This window comes from Thalassolituus sp. UBA6592, assembly GCF_002433655.1.
Lineage (GTDB): Bacteria > Pseudomonadota > Gammaproteobacteria > Pseudomonadales > Oceanobacteraceae > Venatoribacter.
In genome coordinates this window covers 15,822-38,829 of record NZ_DJIO01000067.1, presented here as the reverse complement: position 1 = coordinate 38,829, position 23,008 = coordinate 15,822, and the positions used below count along the sequence as shown (strand labels likewise).

Sequence of the window (23,008 nt, the reverse complement as noted above, 5' to 3'; positions counted from 1 at the left end):
CCGCAGACGGATAAAACGGGGAAATGACGATGCGGGCAACAGCCCGCATTCGTCGTTGAATGTAACCCATGGCCGAAGCGTTACCTTAACGTCGGCAACGCACTATATAACGTAAGAGAGATACCGCTATGATGCTGCATATTCCCCAGGTGCTGAGTAAAGAAGAGACCGCCGATATCCGTCGCCTGCTGGAATCCTCACAGGATTGGGTGGATGGCCGCGAAACCGTGGGCGTGCAGGGCGCGCAGGTAAAGCGTAATCAGCAACTGGCGGACAGTTCCGAACTGAAAGCACATCTTGGTCAGCGGGTAACCGCGGCACTGCAGCAGCATCCGCTGTTCTTTGCTGCGGCTCTGCCGCTGCGTATTATTCCGCCGCGTTTCAACCGCTACGCCGGGGGCGAAACCTACGGCATGCACGTTGATGGCTCGGTGATGCAATATACCGATCTCAACGGCCAGTCGCAGACTCTGCGTTCCGACCTGTCCTGTACCCTGTTCTTTGCTGAACCGGAAGAATACGAAGGCGGCGAGCTGGTGGTGGCCGATACCTATGGCGAGCATCTGGTGAAACTGCCGGCCGGTGACGCCATTCTCTATCCGTCGTCCAGTCTGCACGAGGTGCGCCCGGTCACTCAGGGTGCGCGGCTGGCATCCTTCCTGTGGATTCAGAGCATGGTGCGCAGCGAAGGCCAGCGCCGTGCGCTGTTCGAGATGGATACCGCCATTACCCGTCTGCGCGAAACCGGCGGCGATAATGCCGCCGTACTGCAGCTGACCGGCGTCTATCACAACCTGCTGCGTGACTGGTCAGAGACCTGATCAGGAGCAGGCACAAGTGCGGTTGGTTATATATTGAACCGCTACCCACCATCTGGTAGACTCCGCGCTCCTTTTTATCCGTAGTTTGGCCGCAGTCGCTGTGAACACAGTCTGCCGGCGAAAAACGGACTCCTTGCCTTACCGGATGGGCCGGAAGGCTATAACCCATAAGGAGCTGACAATGCGTCACTACGAAATCGTTTTTCTGGTTCACCCAGATCAAAGCGAACAGGTACCTGCAATGGTTGAGCGTTACACCGCAGCCATCGAAGGTTCCAACGGTAAAATCCACCGCTTCGAAGACTGGGGCCGCCGTCACCTGGCATACCCGATCAACGACGTCCACAAAGCTCACTACATCCTGATGAACGTTGAATGTACTCAGGAAGTTCTGGACGAGCTGACTTCTAACTTCCGTTACAACGACGCAGTTCTGCGTAACATGGTTATTCGTCGTGATGAAGCTGTGACTGAAATGTCTCCGATCAAAGCAGCTGAAAGCCGTGAAGATCGTCGTCGTCAGGAGCGCGCTGAGCGTGCAGAAGCAGAAGCTGCTGAATCTGATGATGATGAAAACGAAGATGAAGCAGAAGAATCTGCTGAAGATAACGCTGAGTAAGAGAGGACACATCCATGGCACGTTTTTTCCGTCGTCGTAAGTTCTGCCGTTTCACCGCTGAAGGCGTGAAAGAGATCGATTACAAAGATCTGGACACCCTGAAAGGCTACATCACTGAAACTGGCAAAATCGTACCAAGCCGTATCACTGGTACCCGTGCTAAGTATCAGCGTCAGCTGTCTACAGCAATCAAGCGTGCGCGCTATATTGCTCTGCTGCCGTATACCGACCAGCACGACAACTGAGTTTGATTCCGGGCTGCCTGCGTTGTCATTGCGGCGTTAAAACTTCCTTCGGGATGCTCATGTATAACTTATACACTGCGCGCCCTCAGGAAGTTTTGCCTTGCACTGACGGCCTCGCCAACGCCCGGTTTCGCTATTCAGTAAGAAAGAAGATTTAACATGAAAGCTCTGGCCCGCTGGGCTATGGACAGTCGCCGCAACGCAATTATTGCTGCCGGTGCCTGTTTAGCCATTCCTCTGCTTTTCTGGCTGGGTGCAGCCATTCAGGCACTGGTACTGCTGCGTCAGGGACTTCGTGATGGTGGTCAGGTGGTTCTCTGGTCTCTGCTTCCGGCATTTGTCTGGGCAGGTATGGGAGACCCCACGCCACTGGTGGTTGCTCTGGGCGCCAGCGCCTGTGCAATCGTTCTGCGCAATACCATCCGCCTCGATCTGGCGGTGCTGTTGAGCGCAGGCATCGGGATAGCTCTGTATCTGCTGTTGCCGGTTGTGTTATCGGACATTTTGCCCGTGGTGCAGCAGGCCATTGAACAGACCCTGACGGAGACTTATAAAGATGACCCGGAATTTCTGAGTTATCTGACTCCGCTGGTGGGCCCGATGATCGCCGGAGGCCTTGCGGCTCTCCATTCGCTGGTCATAATTTTGTGTCTGTTACTGGGACGCTACTGGCAGGCGGTAATGTTTAATCCGGGCGGTTTTGGCCAGGAATTTAAACAGCTGCGTCTGCCCCTGGCTTTCAGCCTGCCCGCTACGCTGGTCAGTCTGGCAGCCGGACAGCTGCAGCCGGAACTGGCAGGAGTGACACCGGTATTAACGGTGCCTCTGTTGTTGGCAGGTCTGGCTTTGTTCCATGGTGTCGTGACTAAGTTGCGCGCCAGTCCGACATGGATGGTGCTGATTTATTTAGCGCTCTTTTTATTCGGGCCTTACATGTACACATTACTAATTTTCGTAGCGTTGCTGGACAGTTTTATTAACTTCCGCGCGCGACTAAAAGACACGGCTGGTGGCCAGTAACCACCGCCCTGTAATGAGGAATCAAACATGCAAATTATTCTGTTAGAAAAAGTTGAAAACCTGGGTGCACTGGGCGATACCGTTAACGTGCGTCCTGGTTATGCCCGTAACTTCCTGTTCCCTAAAGGCAAAGCAGTTCCAGCTACCAAAGCAAACGTTGAACAGTTCGAAGCACGTCGTGCAGAACTGGAAGCACAGTCTGCTGCGAAACTGGCTGATGCAGAAAGCCGTAAAGAGAAAATCGAAGAAATCGAACTGTCTGTTGCCGTTAAAGCCGGTGAAGAAGGTAAACTGTTCGGTTCTCTGGGTAACCGCGACATCGCTGATCTGGTAACAGAAGCTGGCGTTGCTGTGGAAAAAGCAGAAGTTCGTCTGCCAGAAGGCCCAATCCGTAATGTTGGTGAATTCGATATCGCTATCCACCTGCATCCGGAAGTAAACGCTGTTCTGAAGCTGCTGGTTGTAGCTGAAGCCTAAGCGTTGTTGCGCTGCCAAACTGGCAGATGCGCACAGAATGAGGCACTATTAGCGGCTCGCTGATAGTGCCTTTTTTGTTGCTGGCTACCCTGATTTGCCAGCCACTGACCGATTGGCTTTGACCGACGACTGATTACCGGATCTCTGCATGACAGACGAATACGACCACGGGCAGGCGGAAAGTAACAGCCCGCGTACGCCACCGCATTCCATCGAAGCTGAACAGTCTGTGCTCGGCTCCCTGATGCTGGACGACAGGGCCTGGGAAGATGTCTCCGAGCTGCTGCTCGATACCGATTTTTATCGTCACGATCACCGCCTGATTTTCCGCGCCATTATGCACCTGGTCGAACAGGAGCAGCCGATCGACGTGGTCACCGTGGCGGAAGAGCTGGAGGAACGCAGTCAGCTGGATAAAGCCGGCGGCGCTTCTTATCTGAGTCGTCTGGTGGATATGACACCGTCCATCGACAACTGTGCTGCCTACGCCGAAATTGTGCGCGAGCGTTCCCAGCAGCGGGCGCTGATCGAAGCCGCCAGTGAAATCATGGACCGCGCCTACGAGCCGGACGGTGAAAACTCACTGACGCTGATTTCCGATGCGGAAAAAGCCATCGCTCAGATCGCCGAAGGCAGTCACAAAGAAGGTGGCCCGCAGAAAGTCGCACCGATTCTGAAGAATACCCTGGAGCAGCTTGATGAGCTGTTCAATCAGCCCGATGGCCTGTCTGGTCTGACCACAGGTTTCAATGAGATTGATAACCGTACTTCCGGTCTGCAGAAAGCCGACCTGGTGATTGTTGCGGCACGTCCGTCCATGGGTAAAACGACCTACGCCATGAACGTGGTGGAAAATGCTCTGCTAGCCACCAAACGGCCGTGTCTGGTGTTCAGTCTGGAGATGCCGTCGGAATCCATCGTTATGCGTATGCTGTCGTCCATCGGCAAAATCGACCAGACCCGTATCCGTTCCGGTAAATTGGTGGACGAAGACTGGCCGAAGCTGTCTGCGGCAGTCAACATGCTGAAAGATCTGCCCTTGTATATCGACGATACCCCGGCGCTGACGCCGCAGGAAATGCGTGCCCGGGCGCGTAAAGTGTATCGCGAGAACAATAACGATCTGGCACTGATTATGGTCGACTACCTGCAGCTGATGCGGGTGACCGGTAAGAGCGAAGGCCGTACTCAGGAGATCTCCGAGATCTCGCGTACGCTGAAAGTCATCGCCAAAGAATTTAACTGCCCGTTAATTGCCCTGTCGCAGCTGAACCGCTCGCTGGAACAACGGCCGAACAAACGTCCGGTTAACTCCGACCTGCGGGAATCCGGTGCGATCGAGCAGGACGCGGATATTATTCAGTTTATTTACCGCGACGAAGTGTATAACGAAGACAGCCCGGATAAAGGCGTGGCGGAACTGATTACCGGTAAGCACCGGAACGGTCCGATTGGTACCGACCGGCTGGCGTTTATTGGTAAGTACACGCGCTTTGAAAATCTTGCGCATGGGTATGACTCATCCGACGACGAGTATTAGGCCGCTGGTTTAAAGCTGGCTGCGTTGTTATTGCGGCGTTAAAAATTCCCGTGGGATGCTCATGTATGATTTATACACTCCGCTCCCCCGGGAATTTTTGCCTTGCACTAACTGCCTCGCCGACGCTTTAAATCCGGCGGGAAACTCCGTAAAAGTCTAACGAATTAAAAGTGTCTGCAGATAGATTGCAGGCAGCAAGCAGGAAACCTTATGAATTTTACTCCTGAACTTCCTTTCGATGGTGGCCGCGTACGGCCGATGACGTACGACGATGTGGATGCGTTGTTTGCTATTTATCAGCATCCGGAAATTCCTGGCCAGCACGTGCCGGATAACAAAGATAACCTGACCCGCATGGTGGATCTGTCGGTACAGATGGCGGCGACACAGCGCGGCATGATGTGGTTGCTGGAAGTGGGCAGTGACGATAACTACGAAGTGCAGGGTATGGTCAGCGCCTACGATTGGCAGCCTTCGCAGCTGCGCACAATGTTACGTGTCGATGGTCTGCCACAGCTGTCCGCAGAACACCGCGCGGCGGCACTGAATACCTGTCTGGAATTTATGTCGGGCAAATACCATCTGCGTAATTTCGGTTATCAGTGGATTGCCGGTCAGGATGAAGCGCTTAAAACCCTGCTGCAGGACTGCGGCTTCAGCCTGTGCGCTACACTGCGTGATGGCTGGCGTACCGGTACAGAAACCTTCGCCGATGTGGTGCAGTTTCATAAATTACTGGATGTGGCTAAACCCGTGCCTGGCCGTTTGGGTGAGCAGGATAATCCCGGGCAGAATCTGGATAAATCGTTTGCGGATAAAAATGGCGGAGGTGCTGCATGAACTGGAATTTTTCAGCCGGTAACTTCAGCCTGCGTTTACCCGTAACTGATCAGGATGGCGATGCGCTGTATGCCCTGATGAGCGTGCAGGAGCAGGTCGATCATCTGCCGCGACTGGCGATGTCGGTCTCCGCCCAGGCGCTGGATGAACTGCGCCGTATGGCCATGCGTTTTGAAACCCGTGAAGCGGCGTTCTGGCTGGTCGAGGGCATGTACGATAAGCAGCTGGTTGCGCGTATCGGTATTCAGAAAATTAACTGGATGCAGTTATCGGCACAGCTGCAATGGGAATTATCTGCGGCGGTGGAATTACCGGAACTGCAGGAAATCTTCCCGGCCATAGCCAACTTTATTTTCGATGAGCTGAACCTGCACCGCCTGGAAATGCGTTTACGTGAAGGCAGCGACAAGCACGAACAGCTGCTGAAAAATCTCGGTTTTACCTTTGAAGGTGTTTTGCCGGCTCAGGTGGAATACGAAGGTGAAAGCGTAAATATGGCGGTGTGGAGTCTGCTGTCTTCCGATCGCAGCGCCTGATTTTCCGGCACTCCTCATCCCTCACGCCTGTTAGTATCAGGTCGCAGAATTCTGCGGCCTGATACTAATTTTTATTCTGCCGGTTTGCTGTCGTCAGACACGGCTGTTTTACCTGGCTGTTCCTGCAGTAATAAATCCATCAGACCAAAGGTATCCTGTGGATACTCCTGCAGATCTTTGTTGTAAAAACGGCTCAGGTTGAGAAAGTTGAGATTCTGCCAGCCGTCTTCATTTAATACCGGCCAGTAAAGGTCGATATTGTCTTTGGTTAACAGATTCATCGGACGCAGAATGTCGGCCTTTTCTGCTGCGATTTTTACGCCATGTTCATTGTCGTAAATAATCGCCAGAGCCAGCACAACATCAAGAAAATGGCCGCCGGATGATGCCAGCAGTTCACCACTGCGGATTGCCTGCATACCTTCGGCGGTCCAGTCCGTGCCGGCCAGCAGAATATCTTTGCCCGGCTGCAGTCCCCGATTGCGTATCGCACTGGCAGCTCCGAGGGCCATCATATCGCTGGCGGCCCAGATTGCTTTCACCTGCGGATGGCGTTGCAGCAGGGCGGACGTCAGATAGCTGGCTCTTTCCTGTTCCCAATCGGCGTAGGCCATTTGTTTCAGCGTGGTATCCGCTTGTTCACTGAGGACGCTTCTCAGTCCGCGCTCTCTTTGTTGGCTGGGCAGCGTGTCGCGGCCGCCGCTCAGACCCGCAATATGCAGCAGCCCATCGCTGGCAAACAAATTCTGCTGTCGTGCCTGATCGATCAGATAATCGGCGCTGAGATAACCGGCGGTTACATCATCCGGCATTACGCTGGCCAGCCAGCCAGTAAAGCGGCCCTGAGGATAGCCAACTTTAGGGCGCTCTGATGGCTCAACATCGGCATTGATGGTAATGAAAGAAATACCCTGATTATTCAGAGCCGTCATCGCGCTTTTGGCGCTGTTCAGGTAAACATTCAGCAGGACATAATCGGGTTTATTTTCAGTTCTTTGGCTGACGCTCTGAGCCGCCTGAATATTCAGGAAACGATTATTCAGACCATAAATTACTTCCAGATCAATATCGAAAGCATCGGCAGCCAGCGTACTGATGGCGGCCAGTTTATCCCAGAAAGGGAACCCCTGATCTGCGGGTACAAACAGCACAACATGCGTGAGGTGACTGCTTTCCGCGGCAGTATTTTGCGCCTGAATATTTTCCGCTGCCAGCGTCGGGGCAGCAGCGCTCAGGGCGAAGGTCAGTAACAGAGTGGCAAATATATTTTTTATCATCAGGCTGCTAAGTGTGCATCACAATACGACCGCCTGTTAATTGTAGTAGTGTGCGGTCATTCCTCACTGTATTGGATAATAAAAAAACAGACAAATGTCTGTGCCTATTATTTTGTAAAGACTGAGAAATAACACACGTATGCGGGCTGGAGTGGCAGATTACCGGCGTCTTTTTTCTGGCGTCAGTAACCTTGCGCAGATCCGTGTCAGATCTGCGCTGCCAATGGCCAGGGGCAGATTAATGCAGCGCCCACTGCAGTTTCAGCCAGTAAGTGCGGCCGGGTTCGTTAATGCGTTCTGTCTGTTCGTAGCCGGTAATATTGGCGCCGCTGCGGGAAATATGCTCGGCGTAGGTGACATCAAACAGGTTATCAATACCGGCCGTCACCGTCAGATGATCACCTGCGCGATAGCCGGTATTAAGCGAGAAGACATTAAAGCCCGCGCTTTTGCTTATGTCCTGTCCGACCACATTACCTGTGCCAATGGCGACGCGGTTCTGCTCAGCGACCACACGCCACAGGGCGCCCGCCGACCAGTTATTGAGCTGGTAATTCACCCCAAAACGCAGCTCCAACGGTGGGATCTGTCCCAGTGCGCTGTGGTCATCATTATTGTCGCCGTGTACCCAGGCAAGCGTACTGGTGGTGTTCCAGTGGCTGCTGATGTCCCAGCTGGCATCCGCTTCAGCACCGTAAGTGGTGGCGTCGATATTGCGCGCATCGGATGCAAACATCGACAGCGATTCGATCAGGATGTAATCCTTATGCTTCGCATAAAATGCAGATAATGAAGCACTGACGTCACCGTTGTGATGCAGTATCCCCAGATCCAGCTGTGTGGTTTTTTCCGGGTTCAGATCAAAGCTACTGGCAGAACCACTGTTCATGCTGCCCATGCCGGTAGCTGCCGGGCTCTTGGTGCGCTCCCAGTAGTCGGCGCCACGTTCGCTGTGGCCCACACCCGCATACACGGTATTGGCCTGACTGAGCTGCTGCTCGTAGCGGATAAAGGCATTCTTTAAGGTGTCGTCACTGGTTTCACCATAGCTGTCGCGGCTTTCGCGCAGGTCTTTGGCGTAATCGCGGTTCAGACGCAGGCCGGCGTGCAGGCTGCTGTGGTCAGTCAGCTGCTGATCCAGTTCGGTCCAGATGCCCCAGGTTTCAAAGCGCATATCGCTTTCCCGCGCCACGTCTTCATAATCCGGGTCGGCAGGTTCCATACCGCCCATTGCCATGGCCGAGGCCGCACGCAGTGAATGTTCGTTGCGCTGAGTATCGACACCGACAGCAACCTGAGTGCTGTCGGCTGGTGTCAGGTCCATACTCAGGGCGGCGCCTTTGGTGTCGCGGTCCGGGTTGGAAACCATCTTCATGCCGTTGACAGAGCGCAGGCTGAAGTTATCCATCACGTGATCGACATAGTTGCGGTAAATGCGGCCTTCGATCTTGCTGATCAGAGGCGAGACATTGTTCTGCTCTGCACTCAGGCCGATGTTTGAGCGTTCAAAGGCCACACCGTCCATGGCACGGTCGCCGTAGCGCGCTTCACCGTCACTGACGGCACCGCTCAGTTCAATGCGGGTATCCGCTGATGGTGTCCAGCCGATGGCGGCGTTGCTGCTCCAGCGGGTATAGGCGGAGTGCACCTTGTTGCCATCGCCGTCTTCATAATCGTTGGCATCCGCCCGGGTACCATTGACGGACACATAGCCAGTTTTGCCTCCGGCCAGAACCTGGGCCATCTGGTCGTTGCGCTCAGCGCTGCCGAACAGCAGGCTGGCGTCCGCCTGCACGGGAGTGCTGCTGAAATCTGGCTCAGCACGTTCAAACATCACCACGCCAGCACTGTTGCCCGGGCCGTATTTGACGGTCTGCGGGCCTTTCAGCATCACGACCTCATCATAGGCTTCCGGATACACATAGGCCGTTGGCGGGTCCATGCGCATGCCGCAGCCACCCATAATGGTTTCGCCGTCCAGCAGAATGCCCAGGCGCGAGGCCGCCATACCGCGGAATACCGGGTCGCCATCGGTACCGCCTTTGCGGATCACAGAAAAGCCCGGAATATTCTTCAGCAGATCGGCACCATCATGAGCTGGTACCGGCTGGCGCGGGGCTTTCGGGTCGGTGCTTACCGTCAGTACTGACGCGGTCTGGGGCGCGGTAATCACGACTGGAGAAAGACGCTGCGCACTGCGCTGCTGGGCACGTTCTTCTGAGCGTTCTTCTGCTCTTGTTTCAATATTCTCTGCAGCGAAAACGGGGGAGGTGATACAGGCAGTAATCACTGCCGTGGCCAGGGGGGCGTGGCGCATAGGGTTATCCTTATTATTTCGTTATAAGTATTCATTTTTTTCTTGGTGCGGAGCATAAATAAGGATGCCAACAGCGCGAATGTGGCAGGGTGTCGCAGGATTGACCAGCAGCATTAATTACAATCTGGCAAAAGGTCTCATGCCAATGGATTATTCTGCTTGCTAAGTTAATGCAATTGTCACGCGGGCAGAGGATAACCCCATTCCCGGCATCTATCCCTGCACCACTCCGGCAGGTGACTCCGGTACTGAATTCCCGGTACGGAATCCCCGATACCGGGACTGGTGCGTATCTGACGTGACAGGAGGTCTGCTATGTCTGATGTTCAATCTATGCCATCCCAGAGTGTTAATCCTTCTCTGCTGGTCGCTATTGTTCTGCTGATAGCGATACCGGCAGCGGTATTCTTTTTTATTGCACCGGCCAATAACGATCAGGCCGGAGCAGTGACCAGTTACGCCTCACCGGAAGATGAGGCGGAAACGCTGAAACTGGATGACGGTTCCGAAGTGCGCATGGCAGAAAGCTCTGCCGTTGCGGTGCGCTACAGCGACGAGCAGCGCCGGGTACAGATTACTAACGGAGAAGCCACCTTTATCGTTGTGCCCGACAGCCGTCCATTCTGGGTGCAGGCCGGTACATTACGGGTCAATGCGGGGGTCAGCGCTTTCAGCGTGCGCCTGAACAGTGAGTCTGTTCTTCTGCACATCATCGAAGGTGAAGTGCGTGCGCAGTCCCAGGGTAAGGTTCAGACGCTGCTGGCCGGTGCTACTGTGGTGCTTAACAATGGTTCGGAATAACGGTTCGGAATAACGGTCCGGAATAGCCCGTCCGTGTTTGCGTAAGTACTTTGCAGCAGAACACTTTCATTCTTAAGGCTGACTGACCGGGCGTTATTACCCGGTTTGTCAGCTTGTCGCGCTTCTCTGTGACGCTTATCATCAGACATTATCTGAAGCACAGGGAAGTCCGCGGTTGTGATTATTCTCCCCGCCGAACGCCGACTGGACTGGAATAACGCTCCGGTCGCACTGGTCGCCATTATTGTTCTCAATATTCTGGTCTTTTTTCTTTATCAGGCCGGTGATGATGATCGTTTCTATGATGCGGTTGAGTCCTATATACATCAGGACTTTCTGGAACAGGAATGGCCGATTTATCAGGAATATCTGACATCACAACAGAAGACAGAAAAACTTCAGAATCTGAGACAGGAGTACTCGGAAGAAGAATACTTCAGCGTCGTCGCAACGCTGTTACGGGACCGCCGCTTTAACGATTATCTGTTCGAGAATGGCCCTAATCTGTTTTATTGGGAGGAATACAACCGCTGGCTGGAAGGGCGCAGCGAAATCCGCGAACAGATTGCCTCCATCAGTTACCTGCGTTTTGGTTTGCAGCCCAACGATCTGTCCATCCCTGATCTGCTGATACATCAGTTTCTGCACGGTGGCTTTATGCACCTGCTGGGCAATATGGTGTTTCTGATGATCTGTGGCTTTGTGGTGGAGGCGGCCATTGGCCATATCGCCTTTCTCGCTTTTTATCTGATTGGTGGTGTTGCTGCCGGTCTGACTCACTCGCTGATTAATATTCAGTCGGATACGCCGTTAGTCGGCGCCTCCGGTGCGATTTCGGCGGTAATGGCCATGTATCTGGTGCTTTACCGCTGGAAGAAAATTCAGTTCTTTTATTGGTTTTACGTCATCGTCGGTTACTTCCGTGCCCCGGCGCTGATTATTCTGCCGATCTATATCGGCAAAGAGCTGTACAGCTATTTCTCTGATACCGAAAGCAACGTGGCTTTTATGGCCCACGCGGGTGGCTTTGTCGCCGGTGCGGTGCTGATCGGCCTGACCGTGGCAGTCAAACCTTCGGTACTGAATACCGACTATCTGGAAGAGTCCGATGACGAGGTGGACCCTTACCGGGAAACCATGGCGCAGATTTACAGCGCATTAGAAAAATATCGCTTTGACAGTGCCAGCCGGCTGATTGAATCCGCCATCGAAGAATACGGCGAACATTTCGACCTGCTGCTATTGCGCCATAACCTGCTGAAAATTAATCGCGGCGAAGCCTGGCAGGAAAGCGTTAACCGCATGCTGCTGGAAAAAGATCTCACCGACGGTGAAATAAAAGAACAGGAAAAAATCTGGCTGGATGCTGCCAAACAGCCGGCCTTTATCAGCAGCCGCGCACTACTGCATGCTGCGCGTAATTTCAGTCGTCTGGATAAGATCAGCAGCGCAGAAAAAATTTATCAGGTGCTGCAGGACCGTGGCGAAGGCAAAGCAGTACTGATCAAACTGGCCGATGCCCTGGCCCGTGCCTGCGCCCGTCTGAATCAGCAGGAAAAACATAAGATGTACCTGCAGCAGGCAGAAGAGATGGCGGAATCCTAATGGAATACTGTAAATACCACCCATTAACCGCAGCCAGCTGGTACTGCTCAGAGTGTGACACTCACACCTGCGATACCTGCACCAATGAAACCGTTTACAACGACAAGCGCCGTTGTTTTAACTGTGGGGCCGAACTGGCCAGCCTGGGCTCCGCCTACACAGCCGAACCTTTCTGGCATCATCTGAAGGCTATGTTCCGCTATCCGCTGAATGGCTCCACCCTGGGGTTAATCATTACCGTGGCGGTGCTGAGCAGTCTGTTATCCTTTGTGCCGCTGGTTGGTCTGGTGGCCGCGCTTATTTCTACCGGCATTTTTATTAAGTACAGCTTCCGCTGTCTGGAAGAAACCGCCAACGGCAATATGGTGCCGCCGGATATTTCAGATGCTTACGAAGGCGGCATTATTCTGATCCTGAAGATGATTGGCCTGCTGTTGCTGCTGGGCATTGGTGGCGGCCTGCTATCGCAATTCGTCGGCCCCGGCTTTACCGGCCTGCTGGGCATGTTCGTGCTGCTCAGTATTCCCGCCTTTTTAATCAACTTTGCTCTGACCGACAGCGTACTGCGTTCGGCTGCACCGCCGGCGGTTATGCGCATTATTTCCGCGGTGGGGATGCCCTATGGCATTCTGATTGGCTTTATATTTCTGATGGCATCGTCAGTCAGCGTGCTGTCGTATCTGGTCAGTTCTGAACTGAGCCTGGTGACCATGATTCTGCAGTCGATCATTTCCAACTATTACATGGTCGTTATTTTTCACATGATGGGCTATGTGGTGTTTCAGTATCAGGAACCGCTGGGTTTTTATGCCCGTGAACGGCTGGATAACATGCCACCGCCACGGACAGAATCAGAACTGGTGAAAGCCCATATCGATGTAGCAGTTAAAGAAGGCGATTACGATAAGGTCATCAGCCTGTATCAGAATTATCTGAGTAAACATAACCAGGATGTTGTGATGTACGACAGCTGGTTCGAGTTTGTTTTGCAGGCAGCACGCCGCGATCTGCTGGCTCAGATGGTGGATGACTATATCCACCTCAAATATCAAAAGGGCCATAAAACCGAGCTGAAACGGATTTATAAACAGGTGCTGCAACTGTTCCCCGTGTATATTCCGGAAGATGGTAAAGTCCGCTACCAGCTGGCAAAGGATTATTTCGACGCCGGCGACTTTATAACCTGCGTGAAAATGATCAATGGTATGCACAAAAAATATACCGATCTGCCGCTGCTCATCCGCTCTTATATGTTGCTGGCTGAAGCCCTGACAGAACTGAAAAAGCCGGATCAGGTGGCCAAATGCCGGGCTCTGGTGGCGCAGTATCAGAAGAAAGCCGATGCACTGAAACCAACAGCGGAGCAGGAATAATCCCTGTTACCGCTGAATAATCCCCCGGTCCCAATAAGGTTCGTCACCGAAATAATCCACGATAAAGTCGATAAAGGTCCGTACTTTCGGCAGCAGAAATTTGCGGTTGGGGTAGACGATATAGGCTTTCATTTCATCGGTCTGCCAATCGTCAAACAGGCGCACTAAGCGCCCGCTGCGCAGGTGCTCATGCACCAGAAACGTCGGCTGATAAACAATACCCAAACCACCAACGGCAGCGTTGCACAGAATATTACCGTTGTTGGCAAAAAAGTTGCCCTGCAGTTTTACGCCCACCGACTCGCCATCTTTTTTAAATGTCCATTCCTTATCAATTTCTGAATCGGCGAAATTCAGCGTGTTATGGCTGGTGAGTTCATGCGGGTGTGTTGGCGTACCGTACCGCTGCAGGTATTCCGGCGCAGCGCAGGTCAGTTTTAACCTGCTGGATTTTTATCATCAGCAACTGCAACTGATCGGTGTGGATACCATGAAGCTCAGCGGAACCGACATCGCCGCGATTCTTAATGAACTGCGCAGCGGCTTCGACAGCGGCGTGCTTAAGCCTCAGGATCACTGCAGCTGGACCATCGACAGCGCCCGTGACGCCTATGGCGTGGTGGCGGCAGGCAAAGGCAGCCAGAAACAGGTGCTGGTGTTCTGAAAAGAATAAAGCGGCAATTGCCGCTTTATTTATGCACGCAGGTAGAGAATTTCAGCTGATCGCTTCCTGAGCCATTTTCGACAGACTGGCTTTCAGAATCTTGCCGGTACCGCTGGCGGGCAGCGTATCCAGAAAGACAAAGGTTGATGGTACTTTATAAGGCGATAATCTTTCTTTGCAGAATTCGCGCAGTTCTTCATCGCTGGCATACAGTCCTTCTGACAGTTGCACAAATGCCACAACAGATTCGTTGTTATCGCTTTTTACCCCAACCACGGCAGACTGCAGCACAGAATCGTGTTCGTTAATCGCAGCTTCGACTTCTGCAGGGTATACATTAAAACCTGAGCGGATAATCAGCTCTTTGGTGCGGCCAACAATAAACAGATTTTTGTTCTCATCCATACGGGCGAGATCCTGAGTATTTAACCAGCCATCATCCTGCAAAACCTGAGCTGTCAGTTCTGGTTTATTGTAATAACCCTTCATCACGTGAGGCCCGCGGGTCCATAATTCGCCGATTTCTCCGTCGTGAATTTCGTTGCCATCAGGATCAATTAACTTCACTTCAATACCGGGAATCGCTGGCCCGCAGGATAAATTATTCAGCTGCACGTAATAAGGCAGTGCAGCGACGGTCGGACTGGTTTCAGTTAATCCATAGCCATTGTGCAGCGGCATGCCAAACACGCCTTCGATATAACGCTTGGTTTCCATATCCAGTGAGGCGCCACCAATAAACAGGTAGGTTAGTTTCAGCTCACTGATATTGACGCCCTGACGTTTTATTTCATCAATAAGCGAGTTGTACATGGGCGGAACACCCATAAAGAGCGTGATCCCGCCTTGCAACAGGGTTTGCAGACAGGTAGCTGCTGAAAACTTTGGCTCCAGATACAGTGAGCCGCCGTAAATCAGCGTGGCCAGGGCACAGGATGTCAGCCCGAAAGAATGCGACATAGGGAGCGCGGCATAAACGAAACTATCTGTACTCAGGTGGCGGATACTGCCTGACTGAGTTGCAGCAAAAAGAACGTTACCATGGGTCAGCATCACACCTTTCGGTTTGCCCGTTGTGCCCGAGGTGTAAATCAGGGCAAACACCTGTTCTTCCGCCGCGGCTGACACGGGTTCAGCTACTGCGTCTGTCTGTACGTCTGAGTGACGGAAGGTGCCGGCAGTGGGCAGGCTGGTGGTCAGGCTGTGATTCATCGCATCGGCATGCTGCGCTGCCGTTACTGAAACGGCCGTGGTGTAAATAATGATCCGGGGCTGACAGTCATCGGCGATGTTGCGGATTTCATAATCGGTCAGCCGGGAGTTGACTGGCACTGCCCAGGCATTGAGTTCACTGGTGGCCATCATAAACGCCACCAGAGTGATGCTGTTTTCGGCAATCAGCAGTACCCGGTCTCCGGGCCCGACCTGATGACTGGTGAGGAAGGTTTTGCATTCTTCGATAGCGCTAACCAGCCCGGCATAATCAAGCGTTCTTTCACTGTCGACCAGGCAGGGGTGGGATGGCTGCCGTCTGGCACGACTGAGTACCGCCTGACTGATACGATCCGGAAGATTGTTCACATCAACGTCGGATTTAAACTCCGACATGCTCTCAGCTACCGTAGCCATCTGCCGTAACTCCTGTTCTTATTGTGTTGGTCATTTTTATAATAATAGCCATCCTAGCAAAATTATGTACCGCTGTGCAAAACATAGATTGTGTGATTTTTTGTACCTTATGAGGGTTAAACGTGACACATTTCAATCATTCCTGTCATCTTCTAACCGTTCATGCTTGAAGTAATCGGTAAGGATTATGGTAAGACGCTATTTATTCACAGCGGTTGCACAGTTTTGAATAAATCATGTAACCTAAATGCGAAAACATATTCCGACTAGCGAAATAGGTGATACATGAACGAGTCTTACATTTACGACGGTATCCGCACCCCGTTTGGCCGTTTTACCGGTGGCTTGTCGTCAGTACGCCCGGATGACCTGCTGGCAATGGCGATCAAAGCCGTCTGTGAGCGTAGTGGCGTTGATGGGGCTGCCATTGAAGATGTGGTGGCCGGCTGTACCAATCAGGCTGGTGAAGACAGTCGTAACGTCGCCCGTTTTGCTGGTCTGCTGGCCGGGCTGCCGGTGTCAGTCGGTGGCCTGACAGTGAACCGCTTATGCGGATCGGCTCTGGCAGCGCTGATTGATACCTCAAGAGCGGTGCGCTGTGGAGAAGGTTCGTTGTTTGTTGCTGGTGGTGTGGAGTCGATGAGCCGTGCACCTATGGTGCTTTCCAAAGCCACACAGGCATTTGATCGCGGCCAGATTATTGCCGACACCACCATCGGCCCACGCTTTACCAACAAAAAAATTGTTGAAGAGTTTGGCAATCATTCCATGCCGCAGACGGCCGACAACGTTGCCGCCCGACTCGGACTGAGTCGCGAAGACTGTGATGCTTATGCTTATGCGTCCCAGCAGAAATATCTGCAAGCGCATGAAGCCGGTTTTTTTAAAGAAGAAATTCTGCCGGTGGAAGTAACTGTTGGGCGCAATAAAACCGTGCTGATCGATACCGACGAGCATCCACGTCCGGAAACCGGACTGGATAAGCTGGCGACTTTACGCCCGTTATTTGAAGGCGGCGTTGTTACCGCGGGTAATGCCTCCGGCATCAATGACGGTGCCGCTGCATTGCTGATCGGCGACGCTTCAGTGCAGCAGCGTTTTGGCATTGCTCCGCGGGCACGCATTGTATCCACCGCTATTGCCGGTGTTGAGCCTGCAGTGATGGGCCTCGGCCCGGTACCGGCCAGCCGCAAAGCGCTGGAACGCGCCGGACTGTCGATGGCCGATATGGATGTGATTGAAATTAACGAAGCGTTTGCTGCGCAGGTACTTGGCTGTTTAAAAGAACTGGGTCTGCAGGCAGATGATCCGCGTCTTAACCCCAATGGCGGTGCCATTGCATTAGGCCACCCACTGGGTGCCAGTGGCGGCCGTATTGCTCTGACAGCGCTGCGTCAGCTGGAAAAAACCGGTGGCCGCTATGCGCTGGTCAGCATGTGTATCGGTATCGGTCAGGGTATCGCCGTCATTATTGAGCGAGTTTAAGGGAGTTGATTATGAGTGTTGTAAGCTATCGCTCACAGGGGGCTGTGGGCATTATTGAAATCAACAATCCACCGGTTAACGCGCTGTCACAGGCTGTGCGCAGTGGTATTCAGGACGCGCTGACCAGAGCTGAAGGCGATGATGTGCGCGTGATCCTGCTGACCTGTGCCGGTCGTACCTTCGTTGCTGGTGCCGATATTTCCGAGTTCGATAAACCCGCACTGGAACCGTCTCTGCCGGATGTACTGCAACAGCTGGAAAACAGCAGCAAAATTACGCTGGCATGTCTGCATGGCACCGCGTTGGGCGGTGGTCTGGAGCTGGCACTGGCCTGCGATTATCGTATTGCTGATTCCGCTGTGACGCTTGGTTTGCCGGAAGTTACGCTGGGATTAATTCCGGGGGCCGGTGGTACGCAGCGTTTACCACGCTTAGTTGGTATTGCTGAAAGTATAAAAATGGCTGCCATGGGCGAATTCCGTAACGCCACGCAGGCGCTGGATATTGGCCTGGTGGATAAAATTGCCGCAGATGATCTGCTGACAGATGCGCTGAACTATGCCGAAGCGCTGGCCGCTGCTTCCGGTAAACCACAGCGTGAGTCAAAAGCGGCAGAATTATCCGCCGAAGAGCTGGCTCCTTTTAAAGCCCTGCTGAAAAAGAAATTCCGTGGCCAGGATTCACCGCTGACCGCGCTGGACTGTATTGTAAAAAGCGCTGTTTCGACGCTGGCAGAAGGGCTGGCTTATGAGCGGGCAGCTTTTCTCGAGTGCAAAGCATCCTCACAATCCAGTGCTCTGCGGCATAAATTCTTTGCTGAAAAACAGTCACCGAAACTGGCAGGTGTCAGTGAGGACGTGCAGCCAAAAGAAATACGCAGCATCGCTGTTATCGGTGGCGGAACCATGGGCGCTGGGATCAGTGTGTGCCTTTTGCAGGCCGGTTTCCCGGTGATTATGGTTGAACGCAATGATGAAGCGCTGCAGGCAGGTATCGGGCGGGTTACACAGACTCTGACCCGACAGCTGGAAGGTAAACGTCTTTCTCAGCAAAGTTACGATGATTGCGTCAGTCGTATCAGCGGCACACTGTCTTACGCTGATCTCGGTGACGTGGATCTGGTGATTGAAGCTGTATTTGAAAGCCTGGAGGTGAAGCAGGATGTGTTCAGTAAACTGGACGCGGCCTGTAAGCCAGGGGCGATACTGGCCACCAATACCTCTTATCTCGATATTAATATCATCGCCGGATACACCAACCGCCCTGATCATGTGATTGGCCTGCACTTCTTCAGTCCGGCTCATATTATGAAGCTGCTGGAAGTGATTAAAGGTGATCAGACCACAGATACAGTATTAAAAACTGTGATGGCACTGGCGAAAAAAATCCGCAAAATTCCGGTTCTTTCCGGTGTGTGTTACGGCTTTATCGGCAATCGCATGTTGCGTCAGTACGTGCGTGAAACGCAATTGTGTCTGCTACAGGGGGCCACGCCTCAGCAGGTTGATCAGGCAATTAAAAACTTCGGTATGGCCATGGGGCCGTTATCGGTTTCCGATCTCGCCGGGCTGGATATTTCCTACAACGCACGCAGAAATCTGCCGCCGGAATTACGCGGTAAGCCGGAAACCTATGCCGTGGCGGATGAGCTGGTAGAACAGGGACGCTTAGGCCAGAAAAGTGGTCAGGGTTACTACAACTACAGCAAAGAGCATGGCCAGCAACCAGCACCGGAAGTGGATGAAATCATCAGCCAGATGGCAGACAAATTCGGTGTTACCCGGCGCACGCTGAGCGACGAAGAAATTGTCAGCCGGTTGATGCTGACGCTGATTAATGAAGGCTTCCGCATTCTGGAAGAAGGTATTGCACAGCGTGCCAGTGATATTGATGTGGTGTACGTCAATGGCTATGGCTTCCCGGCTTATCGGGGCGGGCCGATGTTTTACGCCAGTCTGCTGGGCTATGACAAAGTGCTGGAACAAATAAAAGAATACCAGCAGACCCTGGATGCCGATTACTGGCAGCCATCTGAGTTGTTACAGCAGTGGGCGGCAGATAAAGCATCGGTTGCTTAAGTTCTGCATAACAACGCGTGCGCTGCTGTAGCCCAATACGGCTGAGCAGCAGCGCCGGCAGTCACACTGACTGACCTGTATCGCGGGATATTTCCCATCGTTTGATCCTTTTCTTGAGCGAAACAGCCGTATCAGGCACTGCTTTGCCTCTTATGGTGTTTCGCAGAGAGAAATTAGATACCGAAATTTATTGCCAGAATGCTGCTGTGTGGTATTCTGGTTTGCAAATCCACTGGATACTGGAGATGGATAATGGATCTGAATTTTTCTGCTGAGGAGCTGGCCTTCCGTGAAGAAGTGCGTGAGTTCCTGCGTACCGGATACCCTCAGTCTGTTAAAGAAAAACAGGATAAAGGCACCTATCTCTCGAAAGAGGATCACGTGCTCTGGCAAAAAGCACTGCATGAAAAAGGCTGGGCCGGTATTAACTGGCCGGTGGAGTATGGCGGCACGGGCTGGAGCGCTGCGCAGAAGTATATTTTTGCCAACGAAGTTGCATCCTGTAATGCCCCGCGTCTGATTCCGTTTGGTCTGTCGATGGTTGCCCCGGTGATTTATACCTACGGCAATGAAGAGCAGAAGCAGCGTTTTCTGCCGGATATTCTCGCCTCCAATGTGTGGTGGTGTCAGGGGTATTCCGAACCAAATTCCGGTTCTGATCTGGCCTCACTGAAAACCAAAGCGGTACGTGACGGTGATGAATACGTCGTTAACGGCACCAAAACCTGGACTACTTTGGGTCAGCACGCCGACTGGATTTTCTGTCTGGTACGTACCGAAGATACTGGTATCAAACAGGAAGGTATCAGCTTCCTGCTGATCGACATGAAAACGCCGGGCATTTCCGTTACGCCGATCATCACCATTGATGGTATCCGTGAAGTAAACGAAGTGCATTTTGATAACGTTCGTGTACCAGCAAATAATCTGATTGGTGAAGAAGGTAAAGGCTGGACTTACGCCAAGGTTCTGCTGACTCATGAGCGTACCGGTATTGCCCGGGTTGCTGAATCCAAAGGCAAACTGGCGAGCCTGAAAAAGCGCATCGACAGCCTGTCATCTGAGGCGTTTGACCTGCGCGGCAACGCCGTATTCATGTCCCGTGTTGCTGAAGCAGAAGTGGAATTAAAAGCGCTGGAGTTTACCGAATTACGCGTGCTCTCTTCTGTTGCGACCGGTAAGGCACCAGGATCAGAATCCTCCATTCTGAAAATCAAAGGCACAGAAATTATGCAGCTGCTGGATGAATTGCTGCTGGAAGTGGCCGGCGTTCAGGGTCTGCCATTCCTGCCGGAACAGTACCAGGAAGGGTTTGCTGGTGAGCCGGAAGGTCCGTTCTTCGCAGCAAAAGCAGCGCCGGCATATTACAACAACCGTAAGCTCAGTATTTACGGCGGCACCAACGAAATTCAGAAGAACATCATCGCCAAACAGGTTTTGGGTCTTTGAACGAGGTAAAGGTATGGATTTTTCATTAAACGATATGCAGCAGATGATGCAGGACAGCGCATCACGTTTTATCGCTAACGAATACGATTTCGAGACCCGTCGCAAACTGGCTGACAGTGAGTTGGGTTTCAGTGAACATAACTGGCAAACCTTTGCTGAGTTGGGCTGGCTGGCACTGATGGTTCCGGAAGAATACGGCGGCCTTGGTGGCACCATTCAGGATGCCATTGTGCTGCAGGAGAAGCTGGGTAAAGGCATGGTGGTTGAGCCATTTTTCTCGACCGTCATTTTATCCGCCAACCTGATTAATAAAGCCGGGAGCAGTGAGCAGAAAGACGCACTGCTGAGCAAAATAGCCGGGGGCACACTGAAAGTGGCACTGGCCCATGGTGAGCTGGAAGCGTCGGGCAGTGTCTCGTCCATTGGCACTGAAGCCGTAAAAGAAGGCAATGGTTACGTTATTAATGGCCGTAAGCAGTTTGTGCTGAATGCCAACGCCAGCGATCTCCTGCTGATCAGTGCGCGCACATCCGATAATGGTCAGTCCGGTATCAGCGTATTTGTTGTACCCACTGACAGCGCAGGCCTGACCCGCAAAGATTATAAAGCCAACGATGGCAGTTCCGCTTCGAACCTGACCATTGAGCAGCTGTACGTCGACGCGGACGCCGTGCTCGGACAGTTTAATCTTGCTGCAGACGCGGTAGAGGAAACACTGGCAGAAGGGATTGTCGCCCTGTCGGCGGAAGCCGTCGGTGTTATGGAAACTCTGCTGGAAAAAACCAACGAGTACGTCAAAACCCGCAAGCAGTTTGACCGCGCAATTGGCAGCTTCCAGGTCATCCAGCACCGACTTGCTGATATGTTTATTGAAAAAGAAATGTCGCGTTCCATGCTCTACTATTCTGTGCTTGAGCCGACCAATGCAGGAGAAGCAAAGCGCGCGGCGTCCATGCTGAAAGTGAAAATCGGTAATGCCGGCCGCCTAGTTGGTCAGTCAGCGGTGCAGCTTCACGGCGGCATGGGGATTTCCGACGAGCTGGATGTTGGCCACTACTTTAAGCGCCTGACCAGCCTGAATACTCAGATGGGAAGCCGTGACTGGCATCTGAACGCGCTGATCAGCAGCTGAGCTGCGGCTCTTTCGGGGGCTTGAAAAGCGACAGACGCAGATAGGGCAACGTGTGCCCGTTGCCCTATCTGTATTCAGGTGGTGGTTATAATCAAAACGTACAGGTTGTATAATGGAACTCCGTTTTGCTATTGCCTGATGCCAGCGGTTCTATTGTGTTGGCTGTACGCAGACACTGGCGTCTGAGTTTCTGAATCACCCCCTGAAGATGGCTGATAACTATGCAGGATTTTTTTGATTATCCGGAAAGTAAGTCCAAAGACGAGAAAGACCGGAAGTTTGTCGAGGCATTAGCCCGAGGCTTGGAAATCCTGCGTGCTTTTGGCCAGAAGGGTGGTCTGTTGGGCAACCAGGACATTGCTTCGATTACTGGCTTACCAAAGCCGACGGTATCGCGTCTGACCTACACCCTGACCAAACTGGGCTATCTGACGTATTCCCCCAGCCTGGAGAAATACCAGCTGGATTCCGGTGTACTGGCGCTGGGCAGTGCTTACACATCGCAGCTGCAGGTGCGTCAGGTGGCTAAACCTTATATGGATGCCATGGCCAAGCGTGCCCAGGTATCGGTTGGTCTGGCCACCCGTGAGCGTCTGTCGATGATCTTTGTGTCTTACAGCCGCAGTGATGATGCGCAGTCTTTGCGGGTAGAAGTTGGCTCGCGCCTGCCGATGGCGACCAGTGCAATCGGTCGTGGTTTTCTTGCCATGGTGACTGCAGAAGAGCGTGAATTTTTTATGCAGCATCTGCAGAAAAAATACAGCGAGCAGGAATGGCCGGCAATTAAAGCCGATATTGATGCGTCCATCGCCGAATACAATGAAAAAGGCTACACCTCGGCCTATGCCGCATGGGATCGTAACGTGAATGCTGTGGCGGTGCCGCTGAAACTGCGGGATGACAAAATCGTCTGCCTCAGTTGTGGTGGTCCTTCCTACATGTTCAGTAAGGAAAATCTGGAAAATGTTCTGGCTCCGCAGCTGATTCACCTTGGCCGGGACATCATGGGCGCCGGCGTCTGAGCAGCGGTTTTTGCAGATAAGGGGCGCTTTATATCCCCTTCTGAGCGGCCTTTATCTGCACCCTGTAAATTCTTCAGC

At 52.8% G+C, this 23,008-nt stretch carries 21 protein-coding genes; 17 read left to right on the top strand and 4 right to left on the bottom strand.

What is annotated here, in order from left to right; translation table 11 throughout:
• The first annotated feature begins 128 nt into the window (after positions 1-128).
• The 8 genes from B2Z72_RS06425 to B2Z72_RS06390 all read left to right on the top strand — a co-directional run bounded on the left by B2Z72_RS06425 (position 129) and on the right by B2Z72_RS06390 (position 6,098).
• Positions 129-821, top strand: a complete 693-nt coding sequence (locus tag B2Z72_RS06425; protein ID WP_296983074.1) for a Fe2+-dependent dioxygenase — start codon at positions 129-131, stop codon at positions 819-821.
• A gap of 181 nt (positions 822-1,002) precedes the next feature.
• On the top strand, positions 1,003-1,440 hold the full coding sequence (rpsF, locus tag B2Z72_RS06420; RefSeq protein WP_296983073.1) for a 30S ribosomal protein S6: 438 nt from the start codon (positions 1,003-1,005) through the stop codon (positions 1,438-1,440).
• Positions 1,441-1,454: 14 nt separating this feature from the next.
• Entirely contained in the window at positions 1,455-1,685 is a 231-nt protein-coding gene (gene rpsR / locus B2Z72_RS06415; RefSeq protein WP_225676241.1) for a 30S ribosomal protein S18, read from the top strand.
• A 159-nt stretch (positions 1,686-1,844) separates the two neighbouring features.
• Positions 1,845-2,705 (top strand): hypothetical protein, encoded by an 861-nt coding sequence (locus tag B2Z72_RS06410; RefSeq protein ID WP_296983072.1) that lies wholly within the window; start codon positions 1,845-1,847, stop codon positions 2,703-2,705.
• Positions 2,706-2,732: 27 nt separating this feature from the next.
• Positions 2,733-3,182: a 50S ribosomal protein L9 gene (rplI, locus tag B2Z72_RS06405; RefSeq protein ID WP_296983071.1), complete on the top strand. Its 450-nt coding sequence runs from the start codon at positions 2,733-2,735 to the stop codon at positions 3,180-3,182.
• Between the two features lie 148 nt (positions 3,183-3,330).
• Positions 3,331-4,722: a replicative DNA helicase gene (dnaB, locus tag B2Z72_RS06400; protein ID WP_296983070.1), complete on the top strand. Its 1,392-nt coding sequence runs from the start codon at positions 3,331-3,333 to the stop codon at positions 4,720-4,722.
• 210 nt (positions 4,723-4,932) lie between these two features.
• The gene (locus tag B2Z72_RS06395; protein WP_296983069.1) at positions 4,933-5,562 is read left to right on the top strand and encodes a GNAT family N-acetyltransferase; all 630 of its coding nucleotides are present in this window, start codon (positions 4,933-4,935) and stop codon (positions 5,560-5,562) included.
• Positions 5,559-6,098, top strand: a complete 540-nt coding sequence (locus B2Z72_RS06390; protein ID WP_296983068.1) for a GNAT family N-acetyltransferase — start codon at positions 5,559-5,561, stop codon at positions 6,096-6,098. Before B2Z72_RS06395 ends, B2Z72_RS06390 begins: the two co-directional genes overlap by 4 nt.
• Before the next feature lie 71 nt (positions 6,099-6,169).
• Here the strand turns inward: B2Z72_RS06390 and B2Z72_RS06385 are convergent, their stop codons facing one another.
• Both B2Z72_RS06385 and B2Z72_RS06380 read right to left on the bottom strand, forming a co-directional pair.
• Entirely contained in the window at positions 6,170-7,375 is a 1,206-nt protein-coding gene (locus B2Z72_RS06385) for an ABC transporter substrate-binding protein (RefSeq protein ID WP_297004398.1), read from the bottom strand.
• Between the two features lie 238 nt (positions 7,376-7,613).
• Positions 7,614-9,692, bottom strand: a complete 2,079-nt coding sequence (locus B2Z72_RS06380) for a TonB-dependent copper receptor (protein ID WP_296983065.1) — start codon at positions 9,690-9,692, stop codon at positions 7,614-7,616.
• A 315-nt stretch (positions 9,693-10,007) separates the two neighbouring features.
• Between B2Z72_RS06380 and B2Z72_RS06375 the strand changes: the two genes are divergently transcribed.
• The 3 genes from B2Z72_RS06375 (at position 10,008) to B2Z72_RS06365 (ending at position 13,471) form a co-directional block, all read left to right on the top strand.
• A complete protein-coding gene (locus tag B2Z72_RS06375; RefSeq protein WP_296983064.1) occupies positions 10,008-10,493 on the top strand; it encodes a FecR domain-containing protein in 486 nt (161 codons plus the stop codon).
• Positions 10,494-10,670: 177 nt separating this feature from the next.
• Entirely contained in the window at positions 10,671-12,098 is a 1,428-nt protein-coding gene (locus B2Z72_RS06370; RefSeq protein WP_296983063.1) for a rhomboid family intramembrane serine protease, read from the top strand.
• A complete protein-coding gene (locus B2Z72_RS06365) occupies positions 12,098-13,471 on the top strand; it encodes a hypothetical protein (RefSeq protein ID WP_296983062.1) in 1,374 nt (457 codons plus the stop codon). Before B2Z72_RS06370 ends, B2Z72_RS06365 begins: the two co-directional genes overlap by 1 nt.
• A 6-nt stretch (positions 13,472-13,477) precedes the next feature.
• Here the strand turns inward: B2Z72_RS06365 and B2Z72_RS06360 are convergent, their stop codons facing one another.
• Positions 13,478-13,882: a substrate binding domain-containing protein gene (locus B2Z72_RS06360; protein ID WP_296983099.1), complete on the bottom strand. Its 405-nt coding sequence runs from the start codon at positions 13,880-13,882 to the stop codon at positions 13,478-13,480.
• On the opposite strand from B2Z72_RS06360, the gene B2Z72_RS06355 reads away from it, so the two are divergent.
• Positions 13,842-14,135 (top strand): hypothetical protein, encoded by a 294-nt coding sequence (locus B2Z72_RS06355; protein WP_296983061.1) that lies wholly within the window; start codon positions 13,842-13,844, stop codon positions 14,133-14,135. The two genes, B2Z72_RS06360 and B2Z72_RS06355, sit on opposite strands and share 41 nt — an antisense overlap.
• A 51-nt stretch (positions 14,136-14,186) precedes the next feature.
• Here B2Z72_RS06355 and B2Z72_RS06350 read toward each other — a convergent pair whose 3' ends face one another.
• Positions 14,187-15,764 (bottom strand): class I adenylate-forming enzyme family protein, encoded by a 1,578-nt coding sequence (locus tag B2Z72_RS06350; RefSeq protein ID WP_296983060.1) that lies wholly within the window; start codon positions 15,762-15,764, stop codon positions 14,187-14,189.
• Positions 15,765-16,049: 285 nt separating this feature from the next.
• Here B2Z72_RS06350 and B2Z72_RS06345 point away from each other — a divergent pair, with 285 nt between their 5' ends.
• The 5 genes from B2Z72_RS06345 (at position 16,050) to B2Z72_RS06325 (ending at position 22,930) form a co-directional block, all read left to right on the top strand.
• Positions 16,050-17,249, top strand: coding sequence for a 3-oxoadipyl-CoA thiolase (locus tag B2Z72_RS06345; RefSeq protein ID WP_296983059.1), 1,200 nt, complete (start codon positions 16,050-16,052; stop codon positions 17,247-17,249).
• Positions 17,250-17,260: 11 nt separating this feature from the next.
• Entirely contained in the window at positions 17,261-19,327 is a 2,067-nt protein-coding gene (locus B2Z72_RS06340) for a 3-hydroxyacyl-CoA dehydrogenase NAD-binding domain-containing protein (RefSeq protein WP_296983058.1), read from the top strand.
• A gap of 252 nt (positions 19,328-19,579) precedes the next feature.
• Positions 19,580-20,776 (top strand): acyl-CoA dehydrogenase family protein, encoded by a 1,197-nt coding sequence (locus B2Z72_RS06335; protein WP_296983057.1) that lies wholly within the window; start codon positions 19,580-19,582, stop codon positions 20,774-20,776.
• A gap of 13 nt (positions 20,777-20,789) precedes the next feature.
• On the top strand, positions 20,790-21,908 hold the full coding sequence (locus tag B2Z72_RS06330) for an acyl-CoA dehydrogenase family protein (RefSeq protein ID WP_296983056.1): 1,119 nt from the start codon (positions 20,790-20,792) through the stop codon (positions 21,906-21,908).
• Positions 21,909-22,129: 221 nt separating this feature from the next.
• The gene (locus B2Z72_RS06325) at positions 22,130-22,930 is read left to right on the top strand and encodes an IclR family transcriptional regulator (protein WP_296983055.1); all 801 of its coding nucleotides are present in this window, start codon (positions 22,130-22,132) and stop codon (positions 22,928-22,930) included.
• Positions 22,931-23,008 lie beyond the last annotated feature (78 nt).

Bases quoted from the DNA above. Each gene is read 5' to 3' on its own strand.
- B2Z72_RS06375 (WP_296983064.1), top strand. From the start codon at position 10,008: ATGTCTGATGTTCAATCTATGCCATCCCAGAGTGTTAATCCTTCTCTG.
- B2Z72_RS06345 (WP_296983059.1), top strand. From the start codon at position 16,050: ATGAACGAGTCTTACATTTACGACGGTATCCGCACCCCGTTTGGCCGT.
- B2Z72_RS06350 (WP_296983060.1), bottom strand. From the start codon at position 15,764: ATGGCTACGGTAGCTGAGAGCATGTCGGAGTTTAAATCCGACGTTGAT.
- rpsR (WP_225676241.1), top strand. From the start codon at position 1,455: ATGGCACGTTTTTTCCGTCGTCGTAAGTTCTGCCGTTTCACCGCTGAA.
- B2Z72_RS06365 (WP_296983062.1), top strand. From the start codon at position 12,098: ATGGAATACTGTAAATACCACCCATTAACCGCAGCCAGCTGGTACTGC.
- B2Z72_RS06425 (WP_296983074.1), top strand. From the start codon at position 129: ATGATGCTGCATATTCCCCAGGTGCTGAGTAAAGAAGAGACCGCCGAT.
- B2Z72_RS06410 (WP_296983072.1), top strand. From the start codon at position 1,845: ATGAAAGCTCTGGCCCGCTGGGCTATGGACAGTCGCCGCAACGCAATT.
- B2Z72_RS06340 (WP_296983058.1), top strand. From the start codon at position 17,261: ATGAGTGTTGTAAGCTATCGCTCACAGGGGGCTGTGGGCATTATTGAA.
- B2Z72_RS06325 (WP_296983055.1), top strand. From the start codon at position 22,130: ATGCAGGATTTTTTTGATTATCCGGAAAGTAAGTCCAAAGACGAGAAA.
- rpsF (WP_296983073.1), top strand. From the start codon at position 1,003: ATGCGTCACTACGAAATCGTTTTTCTGGTTCACCCAGATCAAAGCGAA.
- rplI (WP_296983071.1), top strand. From the start codon at position 2,733: ATGCAAATTATTCTGTTAGAAAAAGTTGAAAACCTGGGTGCACTGGGC.
- B2Z72_RS06390 (WP_296983068.1), top strand. From the start codon at position 5,559: ATGAACTGGAATTTTTCAGCCGGTAACTTCAGCCTGCGTTTACCCGTA.
- B2Z72_RS06385 (WP_297004398.1), bottom strand. From the start codon at position 7,375: ATGATAAAAAATATATTTGCCACTCTGTTACTGACCTTCGCCCTGAGC.
- B2Z72_RS06395 (WP_296983069.1), top strand. From the start codon at position 4,933: ATGAATTTTACTCCTGAACTTCCTTTCGATGGTGGCCGCGTACGGCCG.
- B2Z72_RS06330 (WP_296983056.1), top strand. From the start codon at position 20,790: ATGGATTTTTCATTAAACGATATGCAGCAGATGATGCAGGACAGCGCA.
- B2Z72_RS06380 (WP_296983065.1), bottom strand. From the start codon at position 9,692: ATGCGCCACGCCCCCCTGGCCACGGCAGTGATTACTGCCTGTATCACC.
- B2Z72_RS06335 (WP_296983057.1), top strand. From the start codon at position 19,580: ATGGATCTGAATTTTTCTGCTGAGGAGCTGGCCTTCCGTGAAGAAGTG.
- dnaB (WP_296983070.1), top strand. From the start codon at position 3,331: ATGACAGACGAATACGACCACGGGCAGGCGGAAAGTAACAGCCCGCGT.